Here is a 25,611-nt window from a genome sequence, read left to right as displayed (position 1 = left end):
CCTTGTATCAGCAAAAAAGGGGCGCGCCTCGGCAACGCCCCCCAAAAATGATCCAGCGTGCGAGGGTCAGCCCACACGCGCCATGCAATGCTCGATCAGCGCTTCAAGTTCACGCTGGTAGTCCTGCATCAAGGCGTCCATGGTGCCGGCCCGGTAACGCTGGCTGCTGTAGATGCAGCGCAACGCCAACTGGCCGTCATACACCTGGCCGACAATTTCCAGCCAGTTGCCCAGGTTCGCCTTCAGGCTGTAGTTGTCACCGGTTTCCTCCAGCGCCGGCACCAGCAGGGCCTGCTCGTCGAAGCTCTGGTCGAACTGCCCCAGGTAGTTGAACGTCACCCGCGCCTGCGGCAGGTCCGCCAGTTGCCGGGACACCTCGGCGCCCGCCAGATGACGCAGCACGCCATACCCGATGCCCTTCTGCGGCACCGCCGCCAGTTGCGCCTGTACGTCGATGATCGAACGTCCGATATCGTCGCTGTCCGGACGCAACCGTACCGGGAACATGCTGGTGAACCAGCCAAGGCTGCGGCTCAGGTCGATGGACTCGAAAAGATCCTCGCGGCCGTGCCCTTCCAGCAGAATCAGCGCCGATGGCTGGCCGCTCCAGCGGCACAGCGCCCGACCGAGTGCCGACAGCAGCAGGTCGTTGATTTGCGTGCGATAGACCGCCGGCGCCTGCTTGAGCAATTGTTCGGTGTGCTCGCGGGACAACTTGAGCCGCGCCTGCGCCTGCTGGCGCACCTGATTCTTGCCACGGTAGTTGTCGCACGGCAGATCGACGCCCGGCTGATCCAGCTGCTCCAGCCAGTACGCCAGTTCCTGCTCGGCAATCGCCGGGGCCCGGGCCTGCAAGGCTTCGGCAAACGAGCGATAGCTGCTGGTACGAATCGGCAGTTGCGGCGCCAGACCCTGCACACACGCTTCATAAGCGGTTTTCAGGTCATCGAGCAGGATCCGCCAGGACACGGTGTCGACCACCAGGTGATGAATCACCACCAGCAGTCGCGCCTGACCGTCCGGCAAGGCGACATGCATCACCCGCCAGACCGGCCCGTCGTCCAGCTTGAGGCTGCGCTGGGCGAGGTTGGCCAGCGCTTCGACCTGTTCGCTGTTCTCGGCTTCACGGCGCCAGAGCACCGCATCGCCCTGTTCGCTGGCGGTGCAGTAACGTTGCAGCCAGCGCCCGCCCTCCTGAGTGAAGCGCAGGCGCAGCGAGTCGTGGTGTTGCTCGATCCAGCCGAGGGCCTGTTCGAGCGCATCCAGATCCAGTGGCTGGCGCGCACTCAACAGCAGTGACTGGTTGTAGTGATGGGCTTCGGACATGCCCTCGGCGAAGAACCACTCCTGGATCGGCAACAGATTGAACAACCCCTCACCCGCCACTTGCGTGACGTCCACCAGCGGCTGGCCGGCGCCCTCCTTCGTCACGTTCTGTTCGACGATGCCGGCGATGGTCTGATAGCGCATCAGATCACGCAGCTTCAGTTCCATCTGCAACGTCGGGTGGTTCCTGACCCGGGAGATGACCTGCAGGCTGAGGATCGAGTCGCCGCCCAGTTCGAAGAAGTTATCCGTGATGCCCACCTGCTCGACTTGCAGCACCTGGGCCCAGATCTCGGCCAGCAGTGTTTCCTGTTCGTTGCGCGGGGCGACATATTCCTCGCTCTTGAAGTCCGGCTCCGGCAGCGCCTTGCGGTCGAGTTTGCCGTTGGGCGTGACCGGGAAAGCACTCAGGCAGACAATCTGCGCCGGCACCATGTACTCCGGCAGCGAGGCGCGCAGCCCGGCCTTCAGTTCATCGCCCACGTCTTCTCCGGTTGGCGTCACGACATAACCGATCAGTTGCTTGCCGGACGCATTGTCCCGGGCGATCACCAGCGCATCGGTCACACCTTCCAGTTGACGCAGGCTGGCCTCGACTTCACCCAGCTCGATGCGGAAGCCGCGCACCTTGACCTGATGGTCGATGCGCCCGACGTAATCGACCACGCCGTCCTGACGCAAACGCACCAGGTCACCGCTGCGATACAGGCGCTCGCCGGCCGCGAACGGATTGGGCACGAAGCGCTCGCCGGTCAGATCCGCACGGCCGTGGTAACCACGGGCAACCCCGTAACCACCGATGTACAGCTCACCGGCAAAACCTGGCGGCAGCGGGTTCAGATCTTCGTCCAGCACGTACAGCGAACGTGCGCCGACGGCACGCCCGATCGGTGCATAGGCCGCTTCACAATGCTGGCTGACCGGCACCTTCCAGAGCATCGGCGTGACCACGGTTTCCGTCGGGCCATAACCGTTGGTGAAGTACTCGGGACGCAGGGCCGCTTTCACCTGTTCGAAGGTCTGGTCCGGCACGGCATCGCCGCCGAAGCAGTAGATGCGTACCGGTGGCGGCGCGATGCCGCTGGCCGCCGCGTACTCCGCCAACTGCTTGAGATAGGCCGGCGGGAAGCAGGCGATGGTGACGCCATACTCGTGCAGGGCGGCGTAGGTCTGTTCCGGTGTCCACAGGCAACCATCGCGAATCACCAGACGACCACCGCTGTAGAGCGTGCTCAACCAGCGCTCATGGGCACCGTCGAAGGCGAATGACATGAAGTGCAGCTCGCAGCTGCTGGCGTCCATTTCATACAGTTCGGCGATGGCCTGGCAGTGCATGCTCAACGGTCCTTGCGTGACCGCAACGCCCTTTGGCCGACCGGTGGAGCCGGAGGTGTAGACCAGATACGCCAGCCCCTGCTCCTGGACGCGGCAGACCGGTGCGTGATCGGGGTAACGGGTCTCGTCGAGATGATCGATCTCCAGGCGCAGCAGTCCCTCGGGCGCCGGCAACGTAGCGCGCAGGCTGCTCTGGGTCAGCAACAGGGCCATGCCCGAATCCTCGATCATGTACGCCAGTCGCTCAGGCGGATAATCAATGTCCAGCGGCACGTACGCCGCACCGCTCTTGAGCACGGCGAGGAAGCTGACGACCATTTCCAGCGAGCGCGGCAGGGCCACGCCGATCACCACTTCCGGGCCCGCCCCGTGTTCGGTCAGGCAGTGGGCCAGACGATTGGCCCGCTGTTCGAGTTCGGCATAGCTCAGGCTCAGTCCGGCGCACTGCAGGGCGATAGCCTCTGGCTGCTGCTGTGCATGCCGGCTGATCAGCTGAGGCAGCAGCACCGGCTCGTGGCTGGAGACCGGTTCGGCACTCCAGGCCTGGATCGCCTGCCACTGCTCGTGCGACAGGCGCTGCAGATTGCCCAGTCGCTCGTAAGGCGCACGCATCATCGCTTCGAGGGTGTTTTCCAGTGTCAGGCGAATGCCTTCCACGGCCTCGGCGCTGAAGTGACTGCGCAGGTACAGGTACTCGATCGACAACTCGTCACCGAGCATCACCGCCAGGTCCATCGGTACGTTGGTCACGCCGTGGCCGATGGATTTGCCGAAGGTCAGGTCGGTGTCGTTTTCTTCTTGCAGGCGATCATCGATCGGGAAGTTCTCGAACACGATGATGCTGTCGAACAGGGCCTGGCCACCGAGGTTGGACCAGCGCTGCACATCGGCCAGCGGCGCCTGGGAATAGTCACGAATGTCCAGGTTGTAGGCCTGTACGCCGCCCAGCCAGTCCGCCAGACGCTGATCGGCCTGCGGCGTCTGGATGATCGGCAAGGTGTTGATGAACAGCCCGAGCATGTTGCCGACGTTCGCCAGCCCTTCGGGACGCCCCGAAACCGTGGCACCGAACGTGACCGTGCGCTGCCCGGTGTAGCGCTGCAACAGCAGCAGCCAGGCACCCTGAATCAGGGTGTTGGGGGTGATGCGCAGGTCGCGGCAGAACTGCAGCAGGCGCGCGGTTTGCGCCTGATCCCAGTTCGAGTAGATCGCGTCGTGGCCGGAGACATCGGCCGAATGCCGCGGATGGATCGCCTGGCTCAACGCCGTCGGCTCGTTGACCGCCGCCAGACGCGCTTTCCAGAACAGCTCCTGCGCGTCCTGGTCCTGTGCCTGCAACCAGGCGATGAAGTCACGGTAACGACCGTTCTCACCGCTGACCTTGCCCTTGGAGTAGTACTGCAGGACTTCGCCGAACAGCCGCGAGCTGCTCCAGCCGTCCATCAGGATGTGGTGGCTGGTCCAGATCATCTGATAGCGGTCATCGCTCAGGCGCAACAGCGTCACTCGCTGCAGGCGTGCCTGGGACAGGTCGAAGCCGAGGGCACGATCATCGCTGGCGAACCCGGCGATCAACTCATCGCAGACCTCACGGTCGCGCCAGTCGAGCACCTGCATTTGCAGCGGGGCCTGGCGATGGACCACTTGCAACGGTTTGGCCAGCCCGTCCTGCCAGTGGAAACTGGTCCGCAGGATCGCCTGGCGCTCGATCACAAACTCCCAGGCGCCTCGGAAGCGTTCCACATCCAGGCCCTGGATCGGCAGGCTGACCTGGTTGACGTAGAGGCTGCTGCCATTGTCAGAGAGCGTGTGGAACAGCATGCCCTCCTGCATCGGCGACAGCGGGTAAACGTCCTCGATCAGATCCGCCGGCACCGGCAACGCATCGAGCTGCGCCTGCTCCAGACGCGCCAGCGGGTAGTTGTCTGGCGTGCCGTCGGCCTGCTGCGCGGACTCCAGCGACGCCACCGTCGCCAGTTTCTGCACGGTCTGCTGCTGGAACAGATCCTTGGGGGTAAAGCGGATACCCTGCTGGCGCGCACGGCTGACCAGTTGGATGGAGATGATCGAATCGCCGCCCAGGCTGAAGAAGTTATCGGTCACCCCGACCCGGTCAATCTTCAGGATGTCTTGCCAGACCACGACCAGTTGCTGCTCGAGTTCCGTGGACGGGGCGACATAGTCCCGGGCCGACTGATTGACGTCCGGTGCCGGCAGGGCCTTGCGGTCCAGCTTGCCGTTGGGGGTCAGCGGCAGTGCATCCAAGTACAGCCACTGCGCGGGCACCATGTAATCCGGCAGGTGCGCCTTGAGGGCGGACTGCAGCGATTCGCTCAGTTCATCCTGTTCCAGAAGGCTGAGATCGGATCGGGCCGGCACCACATACGCTACCAGTTGTTGACCGCTGAGGCCGTCCACCGCCAGCACCACGCCTTCGCGCACACTGTCATGGGCCAGCAGGCGCGCTTCGATTTCACCCAGTTCGATGCGGAAACCGCGCACCTTGACCTGATGGTCGATGCGCCCCACGTATTCGATCCGGCCGTCATCGCCCAGGCGCGTCAGGTCGCCGGTGCGGTACATCCGCTCGCCGTTGGTCGAGGCCGGGTTCGGCACGAAACGCTCGGCGGTCAGGCCCGGACGGAACAGGTAACCACGGGTGATGCCGTCGCCGGCCAGGTACAGCTCGGCCGCCACCCCGATCGGCGCCGCTTGCAGTTGCCCGTCCAGCAGGTACGCCGTGGTGTTGACCAGCGGGCGGCCGATGTTCGCCTGGCCGCCGGCTTCGCGGCGGGTCCAGGTCGAATACGTGGTGTCTTCCGACGGCCCGTACAGGTCATAGACGTGCTCGACCGAGGTCTCGCGGTACAGGCTGTCGACCACACTTTGCTTGAGCGGCTCGCCGGCCAGATTGATGATGCGCACGCCACCCGGAATATGTCCGGCGCGGTGCAGGGCCGCGATGGCCGACGGCACGGTGTTGATCAGGCGCACCTGATCGCGTTCCGGCAGGTCCGGCAGTTCCAGGGCATTGCGCGCCATGACGATCGAACCGCCGCGCGCGAGGGTGACGAAAATCTCCCACACCGACAGGTCGAAGCAGACCGAGGTCGAGGCCAGCACGCCTTGCAGGTCAGCCTCGCTGTAGACATCGGCGGACCAGTGGATCAGCGCCTGGACGTTACGGTGGGCAATCGCCACGCCTTTGGGTTTGCCGGTGGAGCCGGAGGTGTAAATCACGTAGGCCAGACTGGCCGAATCGGCCCGCACTTCAAGGTTGTCGCTTGCGAGGTCGGCAAAGGCCTCGCCGCCCGCCTCCACCAACACCACCTGCGCATCGGTCTGCGGCAGTTGCGCCAGCAACGATTGTTGCGTCAGCAGGACCTTCGCCTGACTGTCTTCCAGCATGTACGCCACGCGGTCGGCCGGGTAGTCCGGATCCAGCGGCACGTAGGTGCCACCGGCCTTGAACACCGCCATCAAGGCAATCACCAGTTCCGCCGAGCGCGGCATCGCCACACCCACCCGAACCTCGGCGCCGACGCCCAGCGTCGACAGATGACGGGCCAACTGGTTGGCCCGGCGATTGAGTTCGGCGTAACTCAGGGCCACACCGCCATGGCTCAGGGCCACGGCCTGTGGACGGGCCTCGACCTGCGCCTCGAAGCTTTGATGAGTCAGACGTTGCGACGGATACGCGGCGTGGTTGTCGTTCCACTGCGCCAGCGTGGTGTGCTCCACACTCGACAACATTGCGACTTCACCCAGCAACCGCTGCGGTGCGTCGAGGAACTGCTGCAGAACGGTTTCCAGGTGCGTGGCCAGTCCGACCACGCCGCGCTCGGAAAACTGCTCGGTCAGGTAGTTGAAATCCAGACTCAGCACCTCGCCGGCACCGGCGATCAGGGTCAGGCCATAGTTGGTCTGCTCGCGGTGTTCCAGACCACCGAAGCGCAGGCCGCCCGGGTTGGCTTCCAGCGTCTCCGAAACCGGGTAGTTTTCAAACACCAGCAGGGTGTCGAACAGCGCTTCGCCGTTGAGTTCGGCCAGACGCTGAATGTCCTGCAGCGGCGTCTGTTCGAAGTCGCGCAGCAGCAGGTTCTTGTCCTGCACGCTGTGCACCCAGTCGCGCACGCTGATGCCCGGCTGCGGGCTGGCGATCACCGGCAAGGTGTTGATGAACAGCCCCAATTGCTGCTCGATGCCCGGCAAGTCCACCGGACGCCCGGACACCGTGGCGCCGAAAGCGACCGTGGCCTGACCGGTATAGCGTTGCAGAATCAGCAGCCACGCCGCCTGCACCAGACTGTTGAGGGTGACTTGCTGCTGCCGGGAGAAGCTGTTCAAGCGACGGGTGAAAGCGGCGTCGAAGGTGAGGCGATGCACGCCCTTGCCCGCGCCCGGCTGAACCTTGCCCGGACACGCCGAGGCCAGTCGCGTCGGCTCGTCCAGCTCGGCCAGTTGCCCGCGCCAGAAATCCTGCGCGGCGGTTTTGTCCTGGCCTTGCAGCCAGGCCAGGAAGTCGCGATAACGCCCCTGCGCGCCCGGCACCGGATGGCCGGCGTAATCCTGCAGCACTTCACCGAACATCCGCGAGTTGCTCCAGCCATCCATCAGGATGTGGTGGCAGGTGAAGATCAGGCGATGGCGATCATCCGCCGTGCGCAACAGGCACAGGCGCAGCAGCGGCGGGTTCTGCAAATCGAACCCGCGCTCCAGGTCGGCCCGTGCACGGGCCTCCATGGCCACGGCCAGATCCGGCTCGTGGCGCAAGTCCACTTCCGGCATTTCCAGGGTCAACTGGCGATGGATGACTTGCAGCGGCGTATCGAGGCCGTCGCGGCCCCAGATGAATCCGGCACGCAGCACTTCGTGACGGTCGACGACCCGCTGCCAGGCTTGCTGGAAACGCGCCACGTCGAGCCCTTCGATGTCCAGCAGCATCTGATAGACATAAGCGCTGGCATCGGCGTCGTAGAGGCTGTGGAACAGAATCCCCTGCTGCATCGGCGCCAGCGGATAGATGTCTTCGATCCGCTGGGCAGTGATCGGCAGGCCGTCCAGATGCGTCTGGGACAACCCGGCCAGCGGCACGTCGGACGGTGTGAGGCCGCCGCTCGAAGGGTTCAGGCAATGCTCGATCAGTTCGGCCAGCGCCTCTTCGTAAGCCCGTGCCAGGGCATGAATCGTCGAGTCTTCGAACACGTCGCCGCTGTAAGTCCAGGTCAGGCTCAGTTGCCCCTGGTAAACCCGGCCATCGATGCTCAGGGTGTTGGCCATCGGCGCGTGCTCGTCCTGCCCCGCGCCCTTGTCTTCGGTGGCCGGCACCCACAGCGCGCCCTCATCGAAGTTGTTGTCGAACTGGCCGAGGTAGTTGAACGTGACTTTCGGCTGCGCTGCGCCGCCCAGTGCGGCTTGTGCTTCGGCGCTGCCCAGATAACGCAACAGACCATAGCCGATGCCCTTGTCGGGGATCGCCCGCAGTTGTTCCTTGATGCCTTTGATCGAGGCTTCGAAACCGGCGCCCGGAGTCAGGCGCACCGGGAACATGCTGGTGAACCAGCCCACCGTGCGACTCAGGTCGACGTCGTCGAACAGGTCCTCACGGCCGTGGCCTTCGAGTTGCACCAGGGCACTGTCGGCGCCGGTCCACTCGCACAGCACCTTGGCCAGGGCAGTCAGCAACAGGTCGTTGACCTGAGTGCGATAGACCGCCGGCGCCTGTTGCAGCAACTGTCGGGTGCGCTCGGCATCCAGACGGGTATCGACGCTGCGCTCGAAACGGTTGCTCGACTGTCCTTGCGGGTTGTCCAGCGGCAGCTCGATAGCGGCCCCTTCCAGCTGCCCGCGCCAGTAATCCAGCTCGGCTTCCAGCCCGGCACTGTGCGCATGCTTTTGCAGGCGCTCGGCCCAGTCCTTGTACGCCGTGGTCTTGGCCGGCAGGCGCACGGCCTGGCCCGATGTCAGTTGCTGATAAACGGTTTGCAGGTCTTCCAGCACGATCCGCCAGGACACCCCGTCGACCACCAGGTGATGGATCACCAGCAACAGGCGCTGACTGGCGTCCGGCAAATCCACCAGCGCCGCACGGATCAACGGACCGTCGTGCAGATCGAGGCTGCGTTGCAATTCCTGGCACAGCGCCGGCAACGCCGCGCTGTCCTGCAAGGTGACCGTGCGCAGCAGTTCCGCGCTCGGTTCGGCTGCAGCGTGGGTCTGTTGCCAGCCGTCCCCGGTGTCGCGATAACGCAGACGCAACGCGTCATGGTGCCGTTGCAAATGCTGCAACGCCTGCTCCAGTGGTGCAGCCGCCAGCGGCGAGGCCGGGGTCAGCAGGATCGACTGGTTCCAGTGATGACGCGCCGGAATATCGCTGTGGAAAAAATACTGCTGGATCGGCGTCAGCACCGCATCGCCCAGCACCTCGCCCTGGGTCGCGAGCACGCCGTCGCTCTGCTGCGCGACCGTGGCCAGACGCTGCACGGTCTGATGCTGGAAGATGTCCTTGGGCGTGAAGCGAATGCCCGCCTGACGGGCGCGGCTGACCACCTGAATCGAAATGATCGAATCGCCGCCCAGTTCGAAGAAGTTGTCGTTGAGGCCGACACGCTCGACCTTCAGCACGTCCTGCCAGATCGCGGCCAATTGCTGCTCCAGCTCATTGCGCGGCGCGGCGTAGGCTTCCTGGGACTGAACGACCTGCGGCTGCGGCAGTTGCTTGCGATCAAGCTTGCCGTTGGCGGTCAGCGGCAGGCGTTCAAGGAATGCCCAGCTCACCGGCACCATGTAATCGGGCAAGTCATCGCGCAACCGGGCCTTGATCGACTCGCGCAACGTCGCCTCGGCATCGGCGTCCAGCGTCTCGTTCGGCACGATCCAGGTCGCCAGCTGCTGCCCGCTCGGGCCTTCCACCGCGAGCACCACCGCTTCGCGCACGGCCGGGTGCTTGAGCAGTTGGGTTTCGATTTCCCCCAGCTCGATGCGGAATCCACGGATCTTCACCTGGTGGTCGATACGACCGATGTACTCGATCACCCCGTCGCCACGCAGGCGCGCCAGGTCACCGGTGCGATACAGACGCTCTCCGGCCTGCGGATTGAACGGGTCCGGAACAAAACGCGTGGCGCTCATGCCCGGCTGATTCAGGTAACCCCGGGCCAGGCCGGCACCGGCAATGTACAACTCACCGATGCAGCCTTGCGGTACCAGGTTCAGCGCGTTGTCGAGCAAGTACCACGACAGGTCGACAATCGGCTCGCCGATCGGGCTGCTGTGGCTTTGCTCAAGATCGGCCATGGACAGCGGACGGTAAGTCACGTGCACCGTGGTTTCGGTGATGCCGTACATGTTCACCAGCGTCGGTGCGCGGTCGCCGAAACGCTCGAACCACGGACGCAGGTTCTGCACTTCCAGGGCTTCGCCGCCGAACACCACATAACGCAACGCGTTGTCACGCGAGGACTCGCTGGCCAGTTGCATCAACGGTTTGAATGCCGACGGCGTCTGGTTCAGGACCGTGACGTTTTCATCGCACAGCAGCGTGTAGAAATCTTCCGGCGAGCGGGTGATGTCGTGCGGCACGACCACCAGTTTGCCGCCGTACAGCAGCGCACCGAAAATCTCCCACACCGAGAAGTCGAACGCGTAGGAATGGAACAGCGTCCAGCTGTCGTCCGGGCCGAAACCGAACCAGTGGTCGGTGGCGCTGAACAGGCGGATGACGTTGCTGTGCGGCAGCAATGCGCCTTTGGGTTTGCCGGTCGAACCGGAGGTGTAGATCACATACGCCAGGTTGTCCGGCGTGGTCCGGCAGACCGGGTTTTCGCTGTTGCCCTGCTCCGGCGGCTGGCTCAGATCCACGCAGGCGAGCCCCGGCGGAATCGGCAGTTGTGCCTGCAAGTGCCCCTGGGTCAGCAGCAATGCGATGCCACTGTCTTCGATCATGTAGCTCAGGCGGTCTTGCGGGTAGCTCGGGTCCAGCGGCACGTAGGCACCACCGGCCTTCAGCACCGCGACGATGGCAACGATCATGTCCAGCGAACGCTCGACGGCGACACCGACCCGCACATCCGGGCCGACCCCGTTTGCAATCAAGCGATGTGCCCACTGGTTGGCCCGGCGGTTGAGTTCTGCGTAGGTCAGCCGTTGACCGGCACAGGTCACGGCGACCGCCTCGGGATGCCGTTCAGCCTGGGCCTCGATCACCTGATGGATGCACTGCTCGACCGGATGCTCGACCCGGGTCGGGTTCCATCGGGTCAACAACTGCTGCTGACGCGCGTCATCGAGCATCGGCAACTGGCCGATGCAGCGCGACGGATCTTCGACGATGGCCTGCAACAGCGCGTTCCAGTGCTGGGCCAGGCGCTCGATGGTGCTGGCGTCGAACAGGTCGGTGGCGTACTTGAGCACCGCTTCGATGCCGTGGGCCTGTTCGGTGGTGTTGAGGGTCAGGTCGAACTGCGCGGTCTGGCTCTGCCATTCCAGCGGCTCGATGCTCAGGCCGTTGAGGCGTGTTTCGACACTGCTGCGGCGTTCCGCCTGATGGTTGAACATGACCTGGAACAGCGGACTGTGGCTCAGGCTGCGGCCCGGCTCCAGTGCTTCCACCAGCTGCTCGAACGGCAAGTCCTGATGGGCCTGGGCTTCCTGCGCGGTCTGCTTGACCTGACGCAGCAACTCGACGAACGGGGTCTGGCTGTCAATGTCGGCCTTGAGCACCTGGGTGTTGACGAAGAAGCCGATCAGACGCTCGATCTCCACCCGGCCACGGTTGGCCACCGGCACGCCGACACGGATGTCCGACTGGCCGCTGTAACGGTGCAAAAGCGCCTGGAACGACGCCAGCAGCAAGACGAACAGGGTCACGTTTTCCTGCCGCGCGAAGGCTTTCAGGCCTTGGGTCAATTGCGCATCGAGAATCAGGTTGTGGCTGGCCCCGGCAAAGCTCTGATCGACACTGCGGGCGCGGTCGAGCGGCAGTTCCAGCACCGGCTGTTCGCCACCGAGTTTATCCTGCCAATAGGCCAGCTGCCGCGCCTGCTCACCGGCCTCCATCCACTGGCGCTGCCACAAGGCGTAGTCGGCATATTGAATCGGCAGGGCCGGCAGGCCGGCGTCGTGACCGAGGCTGAAACCGGCATACAGCTGCACCAGTTCTTCGATCATCACTTGCAGCGACCAGCCGTCGGAGACGATGTGGTGCAACGTCAGGACCAGCACGTGGTCGTTCGGGTTGACCTGCAGCAGGGCCGCGCGCAAAAGCGGGCCTTGCTGCAGATCGAAAGTCTTCTGGCTCTGGGTCTGGACGAACGCCTGGATCGAGGCATCCGGGTCGCTCGCCAGCTCAGGGCTCAGCGGGTAAGTCTCCAGTGCAAACGACCCTGCCGGCAGGATCGTTTGCAGCGGTTGCTCGGATTCCTGGGAGAACACCGTGCGCAAGGTTTCGTGTCGTTCGATCAGCGCCTGAAGGCTGCGCTCCAGCGCGGACACATCCAGCGGCCCCTGCAAGCGCAGGGCCGTGGGAATGTTGTAGGCCGCGCTGTGCGGCGCCCATTGCCAGAGAAACCACTGGCGCTGCTGGGCGTAGGACAGCAGCAGCGGCTCTTCGGCCGTGCGCTTGAAAACCGGGGCAATGTCAAAGAGGTTGACGCCTTTCTGCTTGAGCAGAACCGCCAGAGCCTTTCTTTGTTTAGCCGAAAGTTGTCCTACCGACTCGATTAACTCTTGCACGCGTTTTTCCCTCTCAAGAAATCAGTTTTTCCAGATCATCGAGGGATAGACGTTTGAGGGCCTCCAGGGATTTAGCCAATTCATCCTGAACCGGCGACATTTCGACGCGCAGCGCCTCGATCCGGTTGCAGAACGCTTTCAGCGTATCGGCTTCGAACAGCTCCTTGAGCGGCACCTTGTCACCCAGACGCTCCTTGATCCGGGTCACCACCAGCGTCGCCAGCAACGAATGGCCGCCAAGCTGGAAGAAGTTGTCCGCCAGGCCCACGCGTTCGACTTCCAGCACCTCCTGCCAGACTGTCGCCACTTCCCGTTGCAGGTCCGTCTGCGGCGCTTCGTATTGCTGCTGCGCCGGGCTAGTGTTCAGGGCCATCAGCGCCTTGCGGTCGAGCTTGCCGTTCGGGGTCAACGGCACCGCCTCGATCACATGCAGATGCCCGGGCACCATGTGCGCCGGCAAACAACTGGCCAATGCCCCGCGCAGACGCTCGATCTGCGCCGCCGGATCGCTCACCGCTTGCGCCGCCACGACATAACCGTGCAGGAGCTTGCCCGCCGCGCCGTCCTGGGCCAGCACCACCGCTTCGCGAACTTCATCCTGCTCGAGCAAGCGCGCTTCGACTTCGCTGAGTTCGATACGGAAGCCACGGATCTTCACCTGATGGTCGGCACGTCCGAGGTACTCGATGTTGCCATCCGCGCCCTCGCGCACCAGATCCCCCGTGCGGTAAAGCCGCTCGCCGTTGCCGGCATACGGGTTGGGCACGAAGCGTTCGGCGGTCAGGCCCGGTCGCATCAGATAGCCCCGGGTCACACCGGCACCGCCGAGGTACAGCTCGGCGGCTACGCCGGCCGGCAATACGTTCAGCTGAGTGTCGAGCAGGTACGCCACGGTGTTGGCCAGCGGCCGGCCGATATTGGCCTGACCTTGCGCAGTGCGCAGGGTGAACGTCGAATAGGTCGTGTCTTCCGATGGCCCGTACAGGTCGTAGACCTGCCGGACCGCCGTGGTCGCATACAGGGTGTCCACCAGGCTCTGCTTCAGCGGTTCACCGGCCAGGTTGATGGTCGTGACCGATGCCGGAATCTGCTCTGCCCGTTGCAGCGCGGCAATCGCCGACGGCACGGTGTTGATCAGCGTGACCCGTTCCCGGGCCGGCAAGTCCGCCAGGGCCAGCGCGTTGTCCGCCAGCACCATGCAGCCGCCGCTGGCCAGGGTGACAAAGATCTCCCACACCGACAGGTCGAAGCAGATAGAAGTCGACGCCAGCACGCCGCGCAATTGTTCCTCGCGGTAGACCCCTTGCGACCACTGGATCAACGCCGAGAGGTTGGCGTGGCTGATGGCGACGCCTTTCGGCTTGCCGGTGGAACCCGAGGTGTAGATGACATAGGCCAGGTTCTGCCCGGTGATACCGGCCACCGGCGCGGTGGAAGGATAACCGGCCAGCCACTGCTCGCCCGCCTCCACCAGCACCACCCGGGCACTCAATGTCTCGGGCAGCATCGCCTGCGCCGCCGGCTCGGTCAGCAGCACCGCCGCACGGCTGTCGTCGAGCATGTGCAGCAAACGTTCCTGCGGGTAGTCCGGGTCCAGCGGCACATAGGCGCCACCGGCCTTGAGGATCGCCAGCAGCGCCACCAGCATGTCCGGGGTGCGGCGCATGCACACGCCGACCCGCACTTCCACCCCCACGCCCAGCGCCTGCAGCTTGTACGCCAGACGATTGGCCCGCTGGTCGAGCGCGCGATAGTCGATCTGCTGTTCGGCATACACCACCGCCGGTGCGTCAGGTCGTTGCGCGACACGTTCTTCGATAAATTCCAGTACCGTGCGCGGCGCCAGCGCCGTGACTTCCGCCTTGCCCCAGGCAATCGCTTGCCCGCGCTGCGGCTCGTCGAGCAATTGCAACGCGCCCAGCGCTTGCGTGGCGTTGTCGAGGAACTGGCGCAGCAGGCGTTCGAGCTGTCGGCCCAGATCGACAATGGTCGAGGCCGAGAAACAGGCCTGATCGTAACTGACGCCCAGGCTCAACTCACGACCGGTGACCGCCACCAGCGTCAACGGGTAGTTGGTCTGCTCCTGTCGACGGATCGCCGAGAACACCAGACCGGTATCCGGCCCCTGTTGCAGGGCTTCGGCCATCGGATAGTTCTCGAACACCAGAATGCTGTCGAACAACGCCCCGGCGCCGAGTCCGGCCCAGCGCTGAATGTCATACAGCGGCGTGTGTTCGTGTTCACGCAGCGCCAGGTTGAGGCCCTGCACGTGCTGCAACCACTGTTCCACCGACAAGTCGGCGGACGGCGCGGCCACCACCGGCAAGGTATTGATGAACAGGCCGATCTGCTGCTCGACGCCGGGCAAATCGGTCGGGCGACCGGCGACCGTGGCACCGAAGGCCACGTGATCCTGACCGGTATAACGCTGCAACAGCACCAGCCACGCCGCTTGCACCAGGGTGTTGAAGGTGACTTTCTGCTCCCGTGCGAAGCGGTTCAGATCCGCCGTCAGTTGCTCGCTGAACACATGCTGGTGGTCGGCATAACCGCCAGCGCCGGTCAGCGGCGCAGGCACGGCACTGGCCAGTCGCGTCGGCTCTTCAAGCTCGGCCAGCGCCTGTTTCCAGAACGCCTGGCTGGCAGGCTGATCACGCTGGCCCAACCATTCGATGTAATCGCGGTAACGCCCCTGAGCGCTGGCCGGGGTCATACCCGCATACCGCTGCAACACCTCGCCGAACAACTGCGAAGTACTCCAGCCGTCCATCAGGATGTGATGACAGGTGTAGATCAGGTGATGCGTCGACTCGTCCGTACGCACCAGGGCAACCCGCAACAGCGGCGCACCGCTCAGCTCGAAACCGTTGGCCAGATCGTCACCGGCCAGTTGCTCCAGTGCACTGTCGAGGTCGTTGCGGCCACGCCAGTCCTGCACGCTCCATGGCATCTGCACGTTCTGGCGAACCACTTGCACCGCCGCGGCGGCATCGCCCGGCCAGACAAACGCCGTGCGCAGAATGTCGTGGGCGTCGAGGGTCTGCTGCCAGGCCTGACGGAAACGCTCGATCTGCAGATGCTGCACGTCGACCCGCAACTGGTTGATGTACGCCGGGCTGTCGGGATCGTTGAGACTGTGGAACAGAATGCCTTGCTGCATCGGCGACAACGGATACAGGTCGCTGATTTCCCGGGCCGGGATCGGCAGTGCCGAGAGTTGCGCCTGAGTCAGGGTAGCCAGACTGAAATCCGACGGCGTGACGCCAGCGTGGCTGCTGTCACAGCAGTGCTCGATCAAGCGCTCCAGCTCGATCCGGTAAGCGTCGGCCAGCGCCTGCATCGTTTCGACGCGGTACATGTCTGCACCGAACGTCCAGGTCAGTTCCAGCTCGCCGCCGTACACCTGACCGTCAATGCTCAGCCAGTTGCCCAATGGCGCCGCAGCGTCCTGATTGGCCCCGGTGCTGTCACCGGACGGCACGAACAGCGCACCCTCGGCGGCGTTGAAATCGCCGTCGAACTGCCCCAGATAGTTGAACGTCACTCGTGGCGGCGCCAGCGAACGCAGCTCGGTCGCGTCACTCAAGTAACGCAGCACGCCGTAGCCGATGCCTTTGCCCGGCACGGCGCGCAGTTGCTCCTTGATCGCGCACAGCGATTCGCCCGGCGTCGTCTGTGGCGTCAGGCGTACCGGGAACAGGCTGCTGAACCAGCCCACAGTACGGCTCAGATCGAGATCGTCGAACAGGTCTTCGCGACCATGCCCTTCCAGCTGGATCAGCACCGACGGCTGCCGGCTCCAGTCGCACAACACCCTTGCCAGCGCAGTGAGCAACAGATCATTGATCTGCGTGCGATAGGCGGACGGAGCCACCTTGAGCAGTTTGTGAGTCAGCGCCTGGCTCAGGCGTGAACTGACGCGTTGCGCCTGCTCCTGAGTCTGCACATCTTGCGCAAAGTCCCGTGGCAACTCGGCGTCGCCGTCGCTCAGGGTTTTCAGCCAGTACGCGCGCTCCGCGTTCAGCGCTTCACTCTGCCCGTAACGATGCAGATGCTCGGCCCAGCTCTGCAGCGAGCTGCTCTTGCCCGGCCACACCAGCGGTTGGCCGGCGGCCAGTGCGGTGTAAGCGGATTGCAGATCTTCCAGCAGGATGCGCCAGGACACGCCATCGACCACCAGGTGATGGATCACCAGCAACAAGCGTTGCTCACCGCCCGGCAGATTCGCCAGCACCGCACGCAGTAATCGCCCTTGCTGCAGATCCAGACTGCGCTGCGCCAGATCCGCCAGCTCGGTCAGTTGCTCCAGGTTGTCCAGCTCGCGCACCCACAGCCGTTCGGGGTCGCGTTGCGTCTGGAAGGTGGCCTGCCACCCATCACCCGACGCCTGGAAATTCAAGGTCAGCGCATCATGCTGCTCGACCACGGCCGCCAGGGCGGCTTGCAAATGTCCGGCATCGAGCGGCACCTGCGGTTGCAGCATCAACGACTGGTTCCAGTGCTCGCGCCGGGCAATCGGGGTTTCAAAGAAGCGTGCCTGAATCGGCAGCAATGCCAGTTGCCCGCCGACTTTCTTCGGCGCTGCCGCCACGGGTTTGGCTTCGACCAGCTTGGCCACCGCCGCCAGTTGGCCGACGGTCTGTTTCTCGAACAGTTGCTTGGGGCTCAGCTTGATGCCCTGACGCTTGGCCCGGGCAATGATTTGCAGGCTGAGGATCGAGTCCCCGCCCAATTCGAAGAAGTTGTCGGTGCTGCCCACACGCTCGAGCTTGAGCACATCGGCCCAGATTGCCGCGAGCTTTTCCTCCACCTCGCCTACCGGCGCAACATAACGCTGCGTCACCACACCCGGCACCGGCAAGGCGCGCTTGTCCAGTTTGCCGTTGGCCGTCAGCGGCAATTGCTCCAGCACGACAATCTGCGCCGGCACCATGTAATCCGGCAGACAGGCTTGCAGTTGTTCGCGCAGGTTTTCGGGCTTCAACGCAGCACCCGCCGCCGGCACGCACCAGGCCACCAGTTGCAGGCGTGTCGGGTCGTCATCCATCGCCAGTGCAAGCACCGCCGCTTCGCTGACACCGTCCTGCCCCAGCAGCACCCGGGCGACTTCCGCCGGCTCCACCCGATAGCCGCGCACCTTGACCTGATCGTCGGCGCGACCGATGAATTCCACCGCCTGCCGGCGATTGCGGCGCACCCGGTCGCCGCTGCGATACACCCGCGCACCGGCCGCCCCGAACGGATCAGGCACGAAACGTTCGGCCGTCAGCCCCGGTTGACCGAGATAGCCGAGGGCGACACTGTCACCGCCGATGTACAGCTCACCCGCAACCTGATCGGCCACGCTGTTGAGCACATCGTCGAGCACATACACATGGGCCCCGGCCAGCGCCGTGCCGACCGGCACGCTGCGCACACCGGTTTCCAGCGAGCCGACTTCATGGGCCAGCACGCCCACGGTGGTTTCACTCGGGCCGTAGTGGTTGATGATCCGGCAGCCCGGCTTGAGTTGCCGCACACGCTCCACCAGCGCCGGCGAACAGGCTTCGCCGCCGACGATCAGCGCCTGCTCCGGCAGCACATCTGCCGCGCGGGATGCCTGCAGCAACGCAGCGAGATGCCCCGGAACAATCTTCAGCATGCCCACCCGATGGCTGGCCATGTACTCGGCGAAACGGTCCGGATCGAAGCCCAGTTCTTCCGGCAACACATGCAGCAAGCGGCCGGAACACAACGCGCCGAACAGCACGGTGAAACCCAGGTCCGCCGCGACGGTGGACACCAGCGCCATGCTGGTGTCCGGCGTCGGTTCGAGACGCTCGAGCACCCCGCGCACATAGCTGGCCAACGCACCGTGGCTGACCAGAACCCCCTTGGGCTGGCCGGTGGAGCCGGAGGTGTGAATCACATAGGCCGGGGATTGCGCCGACAACTCGCAGACCGGGGCCGTCACTGACTGCTGTTGCCATTGCGTCGCATCGAACGCCAGCCCCTGACAACCGGCGACCGTAAGTTCCGAAACCCGCGAATCCCCCTCGGCACACACCACTACCCGAGCCTTGGCAGCGCCGAGCATCTGCTGCAAGCGTGCCGTCGGGGCCTTGACGTCCAGCGGCATGTACACCGCTCCGGCCTTGAAGATCGCCAGCACGCAGGTCAGCCAGTCCAGCGAACGCTCCATCAACACCGCCACCGGTTGACCGACAACTGCGCCTTGGGCCAGCAGATGATGCGCAAGACGATTTGCAGCCTGATCCAGTGCCTGAAAGCTCAGCCCGCCGTTCAGGTCACGGGCGGCCATTGCCTGCGGCTGGCGCGCAACTTCGCGCGCCCAGTGCTGCAGCACCGACGGTGCCGGTTCGCACGGTGCCGCCAGAGCGTTTGGCGTAACCGTTGCCACCGTGTGCAACGGCGCTTGCGGCGCCTTCAGCAATGCGCCGAACAACCCGAGCAACGCCGGGACGAAGCCTTCGACAGTCGCGTGCTGATAGAGGTCGCTGGCGTAGGTCATCTGCCCATGGATCAGCGTGCCGTCGTCGGTGATGTCCAGCGCCAGATCGAAGTGGGTGCCGTCCTTGTCCAGCGGGTATTCCGCCACGCTCAGGCCCGGCAGCGCCATCGAGCGTTGCTTCTGCATGCCGACGTTCTGGTTGAACTTGGCCTGGAACAACGGGTTATGTCCCAGGGTGCGTTCGGCGATCAGTTCGTCCACCAGTTGTTCGAACGGCAGTTCCTGATGGGCCTGGGCGCCAAACGATGCCTCACGCACCCGCGCCAGCAGGTCCTCGAAACTGCCCCGCTCGTCCACCTCGCAGCGCAGCACCTGGGTGTTGACGAAGAAGCCGATCAGCCCTTCGACTTCGGCGCGGCTGCGGTTGGCATTGGGCACGCCGACGCGGATGTCACGCTCCCCAGCCTGACGCGACAGGAACAGCGAGAAACCGGCGAGCACCAGCATGAACAGGCTGATGCCTTGCGCACGGGCGAAGCCGTTGAGCTGACGCGACAGGTCCGCGCCGAAATCGAAACTCAGGGTCCGGCCTTCAAAACTTTGAGTCAGCGGCCGGGCAAAGTCCGGGGCGACTTCCAGCAGCGGATGTTCCTCGCCCAGTTGCCGGCGCCAGTAATCGAGCTGACGCTCGCCCTCGCCCGCTTCCAGCCAGCGCCGCTGCCAGATGGCGTAGTCGGCGTATTGCAAGGCCAGTTCCGGCAATTGCGGCTCGCGTTCCAGGCTGAACGCCTGGTAGCACTGCACGAATTCCTTGACCATCACGTCCATCGACCAGCCGTCGGAGACGATGTGATGCATGCTCACCACCAGCACGAACTCATCGTCGGCCAGGCAAAACAGACTGGCGCGCAACAGCGGACCATGACGCAGATCGAACGGCTGCGCGGTCACCTTCTGCACTTGCTCGGCCAGGGCCTGCTCACGTTCCTGCGCGGCAACACCGGTCAAATCGATGCGTTCCAGCGCGACACCCTGGGATTCGAGAATCACCTGATGCGGCTGGTCACCGTCGGTGCGAAACACCGTGCGCAGCACTTCATGACGCGCCATCAGATGATCCAGCGAGCGGGTCAGCGCCGACTCATCCAGCCGCCCTTTCAGGCGCAGGCCGGCGGCCATGTTGTACGCGGTGCTCTGCGGTTCGAGCTGCCAGAGAAACAACAGACGCTGCTGGGCGAACGACAACGGGATCTGCGCACAATCGTGACGACTGACCGGCAGCGGCAACAGGCTGAAGTCCTTGCCTTCATCGCGCAACCTGGCCAGAAACTGCCGGCGCTGCTCAAGCGGCAAACCGACGAACCTTTTAGCGATACGCTCCGCCATGTTGCCGCTCATACTTCTTCTCCTTCCAATTCATTCATGAACAGGTCCATGTCGGACCAGTCGTTATCCGTTGCACCCTCGGCCAGCTGTGCCACCGCCTGAGCCAGATCGCCGAGCAACGGTTGTTCGAACAGGTTGCGCAGCGGCAACACCACGTTCAGTTGTTTCTTGATGCGGCCGATCACCTGGGCCGCCAGCAGCGAATGGCCGCCGAGTTCGAAGAAGTGATCGTCCAGCCCGACCCGGGGCACTTGCAGGACATCCGCCCAGATCTGCGCCAGGGCTTGTTCGATGTCCGATTGCGGGGCCCGGTAGTCGACCTGCAATTGGTCCACGTCCGGCGCCGGCAACGCCTTGCGGTCGAGCTTGCCGCTCGGGGTCAGCGGCAATTGCGCCAACAGCAGCAGATGACCCGGCACCATGTAGTCCGGCAGCCTGGCTTGCAGCGCCGTCCTGATCTGCTGACGGAACGCCGACTGCCCGGCCACGCCCTCCAGCACGTCCTGATCGACCACCAGATACGCCACCAATTGCTGACTGCCGTTCAGCGGCAAGGCCAGCACCACCGCTTCGCGAACACCCGGGCATTGCTGCAGGCGTGACTCGATCTCGCCCAGCTCGATCCGGAAACCGCGGATCTTCACCTGATGGTCGACACGACCGACGTATTCCACGGCACCGTCGGCGCGCAAACGGGCACGATCCCCGGTGCGATACAGGCGTTCGCCACGGGCAAACGGATCGGCGATGAAACGTTCGGCGCTCAGCATCGGCTGGCGGTGATAACCCCGCGCCAGGCCCGGGCCGCCGATGTACAGCTCGCCCACCGCGCCTTGCGGCAGCAGGTTCAAATCATCGTCCAGCACGTACAGGCGACGGCCAGCCAGGCCATGGCCAATCGGAATGCCACGCCACGACACAGCGTCTGCGGTGAGCGTCGAGCAGTCATGGATGGTCGATACGACCGTGGCCTCGGTCGGCCCGTAGGTGTTGAGCAGGCGCACATGACCCAGCCCGGCCTGTTGCCACAGACGCAGACCGTCCACCGCCATGGCCTCGCCACCCACGTGAATCTGGCGCAGCGCACCGAAATGCGCCGGCGGATTGGCCGCGTATTCCTGCACCAGCCAGTACCAGTACGCCGCTGGCAAGTCGGCCAGGGTGATGCCGTGCTCGAGGATGGCTTGATGCAACGTCGCGCTGTCCCACAGACGCGCGTCGCGCAGCACCACGCCGGCACCGTGGCACAGCGGCGGGAAGAACTGCTCGACAAACCCGTCGAAACTGCTGGTCGCGAACTGCAGCACCCGGTCGCCTTCGCGCAGGTCGCTGTAGTCGATGGCGCGCTCGATGAACTCGCTCAGGGCGGCGTGACTGATCGCCACGCCTTTGGGCCGCCCGGTCGAACCGGAGGTGTAGATCACGTAAGCCAGGTTTTGCGGCGCGACGGTCACCGGCAGATTGTCACTGGCGCCGCTGTCCGGCAGCGTGTCCAGGCACAGGCTCTCGACGCCGTCGAGGGTTGGCAGAGCGGCCAGTGTCTGGCGGTCGGTCAACAACAGTTTCAAGCCACTGTCGTCGAGCACGTGGCGCAAGCGCTCGGGCGGGGTTTGCGGATCCAGCGGCACATAGGCGCCGCCGGCCTTGAGCACGCCGAGCAAGGCGACCGCCAGTTCCAGCGAACGCCCCAGCGCCACGCCGACCAGCACGTCCGGGCCGACACCCTGCGCACGCAGTTGGTGGGCCAGACGATTGCTGCGCCGGTTCAGTTCGGCATAGCTGATCGAAGGCGCCGCCTCGTTCGCCAGAACCACCGCCAATGCCTCGGGTGTACGCGCCACCTGGGCTTCGAACAGGGCCTGAATGCTGGCCTGTGGAGGGCTGGTTTCGGCGACCTGAATCAGGCCTTCGCGTTCGGCAGCGGCCAGCATCGAAACCTCGCCGATCAACTGCTGCGGATCGCGGCAGACCGAGACCAGCACGTTGCGCCAGTGCCCGGCCAGCGCGGCAATGGTGGACGCGTCGAAAATGTCGGTGGCGTAGGTGAACGCGGCGAACAGTTGCTCGCCCTCTTCCCGGGTATCGAGCATCAGGTCGCTGGTGGCCGCGTGCTCACGACCGCTGCCGGTCAGTTGTTCTTCGGTCAGGTAACCGACCTGCAAGCCGGCCGTCAGCTGCGCCTGCTGCAAATCGGTCACCAGCGGCTGATGGTTGAACATCACCTGGAACAGCGGGTTGTGACTCTGGCTGCGGGCCGGTTGCAAGGCTTCGATCAAGGCATCGAACGGCAGATCCTGATGGGACTGCGCGCCGGCAGCGGCCTGGCGCACGCTCTGCAACAGATCGGCAAAGCGGGTATTGGCGGTGACCACGCTGCGCAGGATCTGCGTATTGACGAAGAAGCCGATCAGGCCTTCGGTTTCACTGCGGGTACGGTTGGCAATCAGGCCGCCGACCCGGATGTCGGTCTGGCCACTGTAGCGATGCAACAAGGTCTTGAACGCCGCCAGCAAGACCACGAACAGGGTCACGCCCTGACGTTGTGCGAGGTTTTTCAGCTCCTGCCGCAGGTCGGCGTCGATCACCGTTTCCAGACGCGCGCCACGATGACTGGCCTGGGCCGGGTAGGCACGATCGGTCGGCAGTTCAAGCACCGGGTGTTCGTCACCCAGTTGCGTACGCCAGTAGTCGAGCTGACGCTCGCCCTCACCCGCCTCCAGCCAACTGCGTTGCCACAGCGCGTAGTCGCGGTAGTGCACGGTGATCGGCGGCAATTGCGGCTCCGTTCCCGCCACCAGCGCTGCGTAGGTGCGCATGAATTCATCGATGAGAATGTTCATCGACCAGCCGTCGGCGATGATGTGGTGCAGCGTCAGCAACAGCACGTGTTCCTGCGCATCCAGCCGCAGCAGGCGCAGGCTCAGCAACGGCCCGTTCTCCAGATCGAAGGCTTGCGTGGCCTCGGCCATCATGTGCTGCCGGGCCAGCGGCCAGCGCTGATCCTCGGGCAACACGCTCAGGTCAGTGAGGGTCAATTTGACGGGCTGCGGTTCGGCGACTTTCTGGAAGGCCTGTTCGCCTTCCTGCCCGAACGTCGTGCGCAGGCACTCATGCCGCGCCACCAACCGACTGAACGCCTGCTCCAGCGCCTCGGGCTGCAACTCACCGCTCAGGCGCACGGCCATCGGCAGGTTGTAGGCGGCACTTTGCGGGTCCATCTGCCAGAGAAACCACATCCGCTGCTGGGCATAGGACAGGCCGTCGCGCTCGGCGACCCCGATGCAGGCGGTCATGGGCAGCTGCGCAAAATTGATCCCTTCACGGGCCATGCCGGCGAGGAACAAACGGCGTTTGTCCTGAGGCAATTCGATAAAGCGGCGGGCTAGTTTCTGTGCGTCTGCGGCATTCATGCATTGGGTCCTTGCTGATCGGCGGCGTGACCAGGAGGCCCGGTCGTATCAACAAGAACGAATGACAAACGCAACGATTTAGCGGGGCCGGGCAATCCCCGGGCGACAACCAGAGGGATCGACACACAAATGCCGAAGCCGGCACAGAACCGGCTTCGGCACCCTGTCACTCAAGCGGCGCGACCGCTCAGAGCGCGTCCTGCGAATGCCCCTCGGCCATGGCGACGATGACCTTGCGCGGGCCTTCGAACGGCGAGCGGGCATGAGCCGACAGCATGTTGTCGAGCATCAGCACATCGCCCTCCTGCCACGGAAAACTGATGGTGCACTCATCGAGTACCGCGCGGATCTGGCTCAGGACCTCATCCTCGATGGGCGAGCCATCGCCGTAATAGACGTTACGCGGCAAGTCCTCTTCATCGACGATGTCCAGCAGACTCTCGCGCACCTCCGGCTGCAGGTTGGAAATGTGGAACAGGTGCGCCTGATTGAACCAGACCATGTCCCCAGTGACCGGATGCTGCGCCACGGCCTGACAGGTCTGGCGAGTGCGCAGTTCTCCGTCGTCCTTCCACTCGCAAATGATGCCGTGGGCCTGGCAATAGGCTTCGACTTCAGCCTGGTCATCGGTGTTGAACACATCCTCCCAGGCCACATCCAGCCCGTTGCCGAAATTGCGCACGTACATCAGCCCCTTGCTGACGAAACGTTCGCGGATCGCTACCGGAATCCGCCGATACACTTCGCGACTGTCGGCAATCGGCGTTTCGCCGCCGGATCTGGCCGCGATCATGCTGTAGAACCAGATCTTCATCGGCCAGTCCCGGGAGTAGGCCTGCTCGTTGTGCAGCGGAATACTCTGGTGCGCCGGGTATTCGGTGGAGGTGTACACACCCTGGGTCACGTTGGTGCGTGGCGTGGAGCCAAACTCGTAGTTCAACAGCGGATGGCCGAAGCTCGCCGCGAATTCGCGAAAGCGTTCTGCACCGTCCAGACGGAACCCGCGAAACAGCAGGCCGCCATCGCGCAGCAAATGCTCATCCACCAGCTCTTTCAGTTCATCGAACACCGCCAGCAGATCCGTATCGGCATCGCTCGCCTCCACCAGCAGCGGCAGGCGACCGCGTTGCGGCAACAACGGACGGACGGAAAATCCCTCAGCAACAGCCATGACTGGCCTCCTCAAAACACTCGATAGGTGAACCGCGCCTCACAACGCCGGTGCCGCCGACAGCGCATGGCGCCGGTGATGGACTTCCAGGTGACTCTTGAGCGTGCGGATGACCCGGGCTTCATGTTCATGAATGAAGAAGTGCCCACCGGTCATCATGTCCACCGAGAAGCTGCCAAGGGTCTCTTTGCTCCAACCGATCAATTGTTCGGTGGTCGCCCGGTCTTCCTTGCCGCCCAGCACATGCACCGGGCAATTGAGCAGCGGCCGTTCGACCGGTGTGAAGCGGCCGCACATCATGAAATCGGCACGCAACACCGGCAGGGTCAGGCTCATCAGTTCCTGGTTAGCCAGCACTTCTTCGCTGGTGCCCTGAAAGGTGCGCAACTGGTCGATCAATTCCTCGTCGCTGCGCGCCTCGGCAAAACCACGGTCGTAATCGCTGCGCATGCTCGGGGCCGCTGTGCCGGACGCAAACAGCGCCACCGCTTCGGGCGCGCCCAGATCGCGAAAGGCATGGGCCAGCTCGCACGCCAGCAGCGCGCCCAGGCTATGCCCGAACAACGCGTACGGCGTTTGCAATGTGGGTTTGAGCTCACGGGCCAGTTGCCGGGCCAGCGCCCGCATGTCGATTTGCAGGGGTTCGTCGTAGCGCGCGCCGCGCCCGGGCAACTCCACCGGTTGCAGTTGCATCCACGACGGCAACTGGCGCCGCCAGCGGCTGTAAACCATGGCGCTGGCGCCCGAATAGGGCAGGCACAGCAGTGTCAGCTTTGTCACCGCGTTTACCTCAATGGGTT

Annotated in this window: 5 protein-coding genes; all 5 read right to left on the bottom strand. The window is 64.3% G+C overall.

The genetic code is table 11. The features are described from left to right. Positions 1-66: 66 nt before the first annotated feature. Positions 67-12,393, bottom strand: coding sequence for a non-ribosomal peptide synthase/polyketide synthase (locus DLD99_RS10070; RefSeq protein ID WP_114882072.1), 12,327 nt, complete (start codon positions 12,391-12,393; stop codon positions 67-69). Between the two features lie 13 nt (positions 12,394-12,406). After that, positions 12,407-20,242, bottom strand: a complete 7,836-nt coding sequence (locus DLD99_RS10065; protein WP_114882071.1) for a non-ribosomal peptide synthetase — start codon at positions 20,240-20,242, stop codon at positions 12,407-12,409. Next, the gene (locus tag DLD99_RS10060) at positions 20,239-23,640 is read right to left on the bottom strand and encodes a non-ribosomal peptide synthetase (RefSeq protein WP_114882070.1); all 3,402 of its coding nucleotides are present in this window, start codon (positions 23,638-23,640) and stop codon (positions 20,239-20,241) included. Before DLD99_RS10060 ends, DLD99_RS10065 begins: the two co-directional genes overlap by 4 nt. Before the next feature lie 187 nt (positions 23,641-23,827). Further along, positions 23,828-24,811 carry a TauD/TfdA family dioxygenase gene (locus DLD99_RS10055; protein ID WP_114882069.1) on the bottom strand — a complete coding sequence of 328 codons (984 nt, stop codon included), beginning with the start codon at positions 24,809-24,811 and terminating at the stop codon, positions 23,828-23,830. Positions 24,812-24,850: 39 nt separating this feature from the next. Further along, positions 24,851-25,591: a thioesterase II family protein gene (locus tag DLD99_RS10050; RefSeq protein WP_085711957.1), complete on the bottom strand. Its 741-nt coding sequence runs from the start codon at positions 25,589-25,591 to the stop codon at positions 24,851-24,853. Between the last annotated feature and the right edge of the window lie 20 nt (positions 25,592-25,611).

Source organism: Pseudomonas kribbensis, from assembly GCF_003352185.1.
Taxonomy (GTDB): domain Bacteria; phylum Pseudomonadota; class Gammaproteobacteria; order Pseudomonadales; family Pseudomonadaceae; genus Aquipseudomonas; species Aquipseudomonas kribbensis.
This window is presented reverse-complemented; position numbering and strand designations above follow the sequence as displayed.

Excerpts from the sequence above, each read along its gene's own strand:
- DLD99_RS10060 (WP_114882070.1), bottom strand. The coding sequence starts at position 23,640 with ATGAATGCCGCAGACGCACAGAAACTAGCCCGCCGCTTTATCGAATTG.
- DLD99_RS10065 (WP_114882071.1), bottom strand. The coding sequence starts at position 20,242 with ATGAGCGGCAACATGGCGGAGCGTATCGCTAAAAGGTTCGTCGGTTTG.
- DLD99_RS10055 (WP_114882069.1), bottom strand. The coding sequence starts at position 24,811 with ATGGCTGTTGCTGAGGGATTTTCCGTCCGTCCGTTGTTGCCGCAACGC.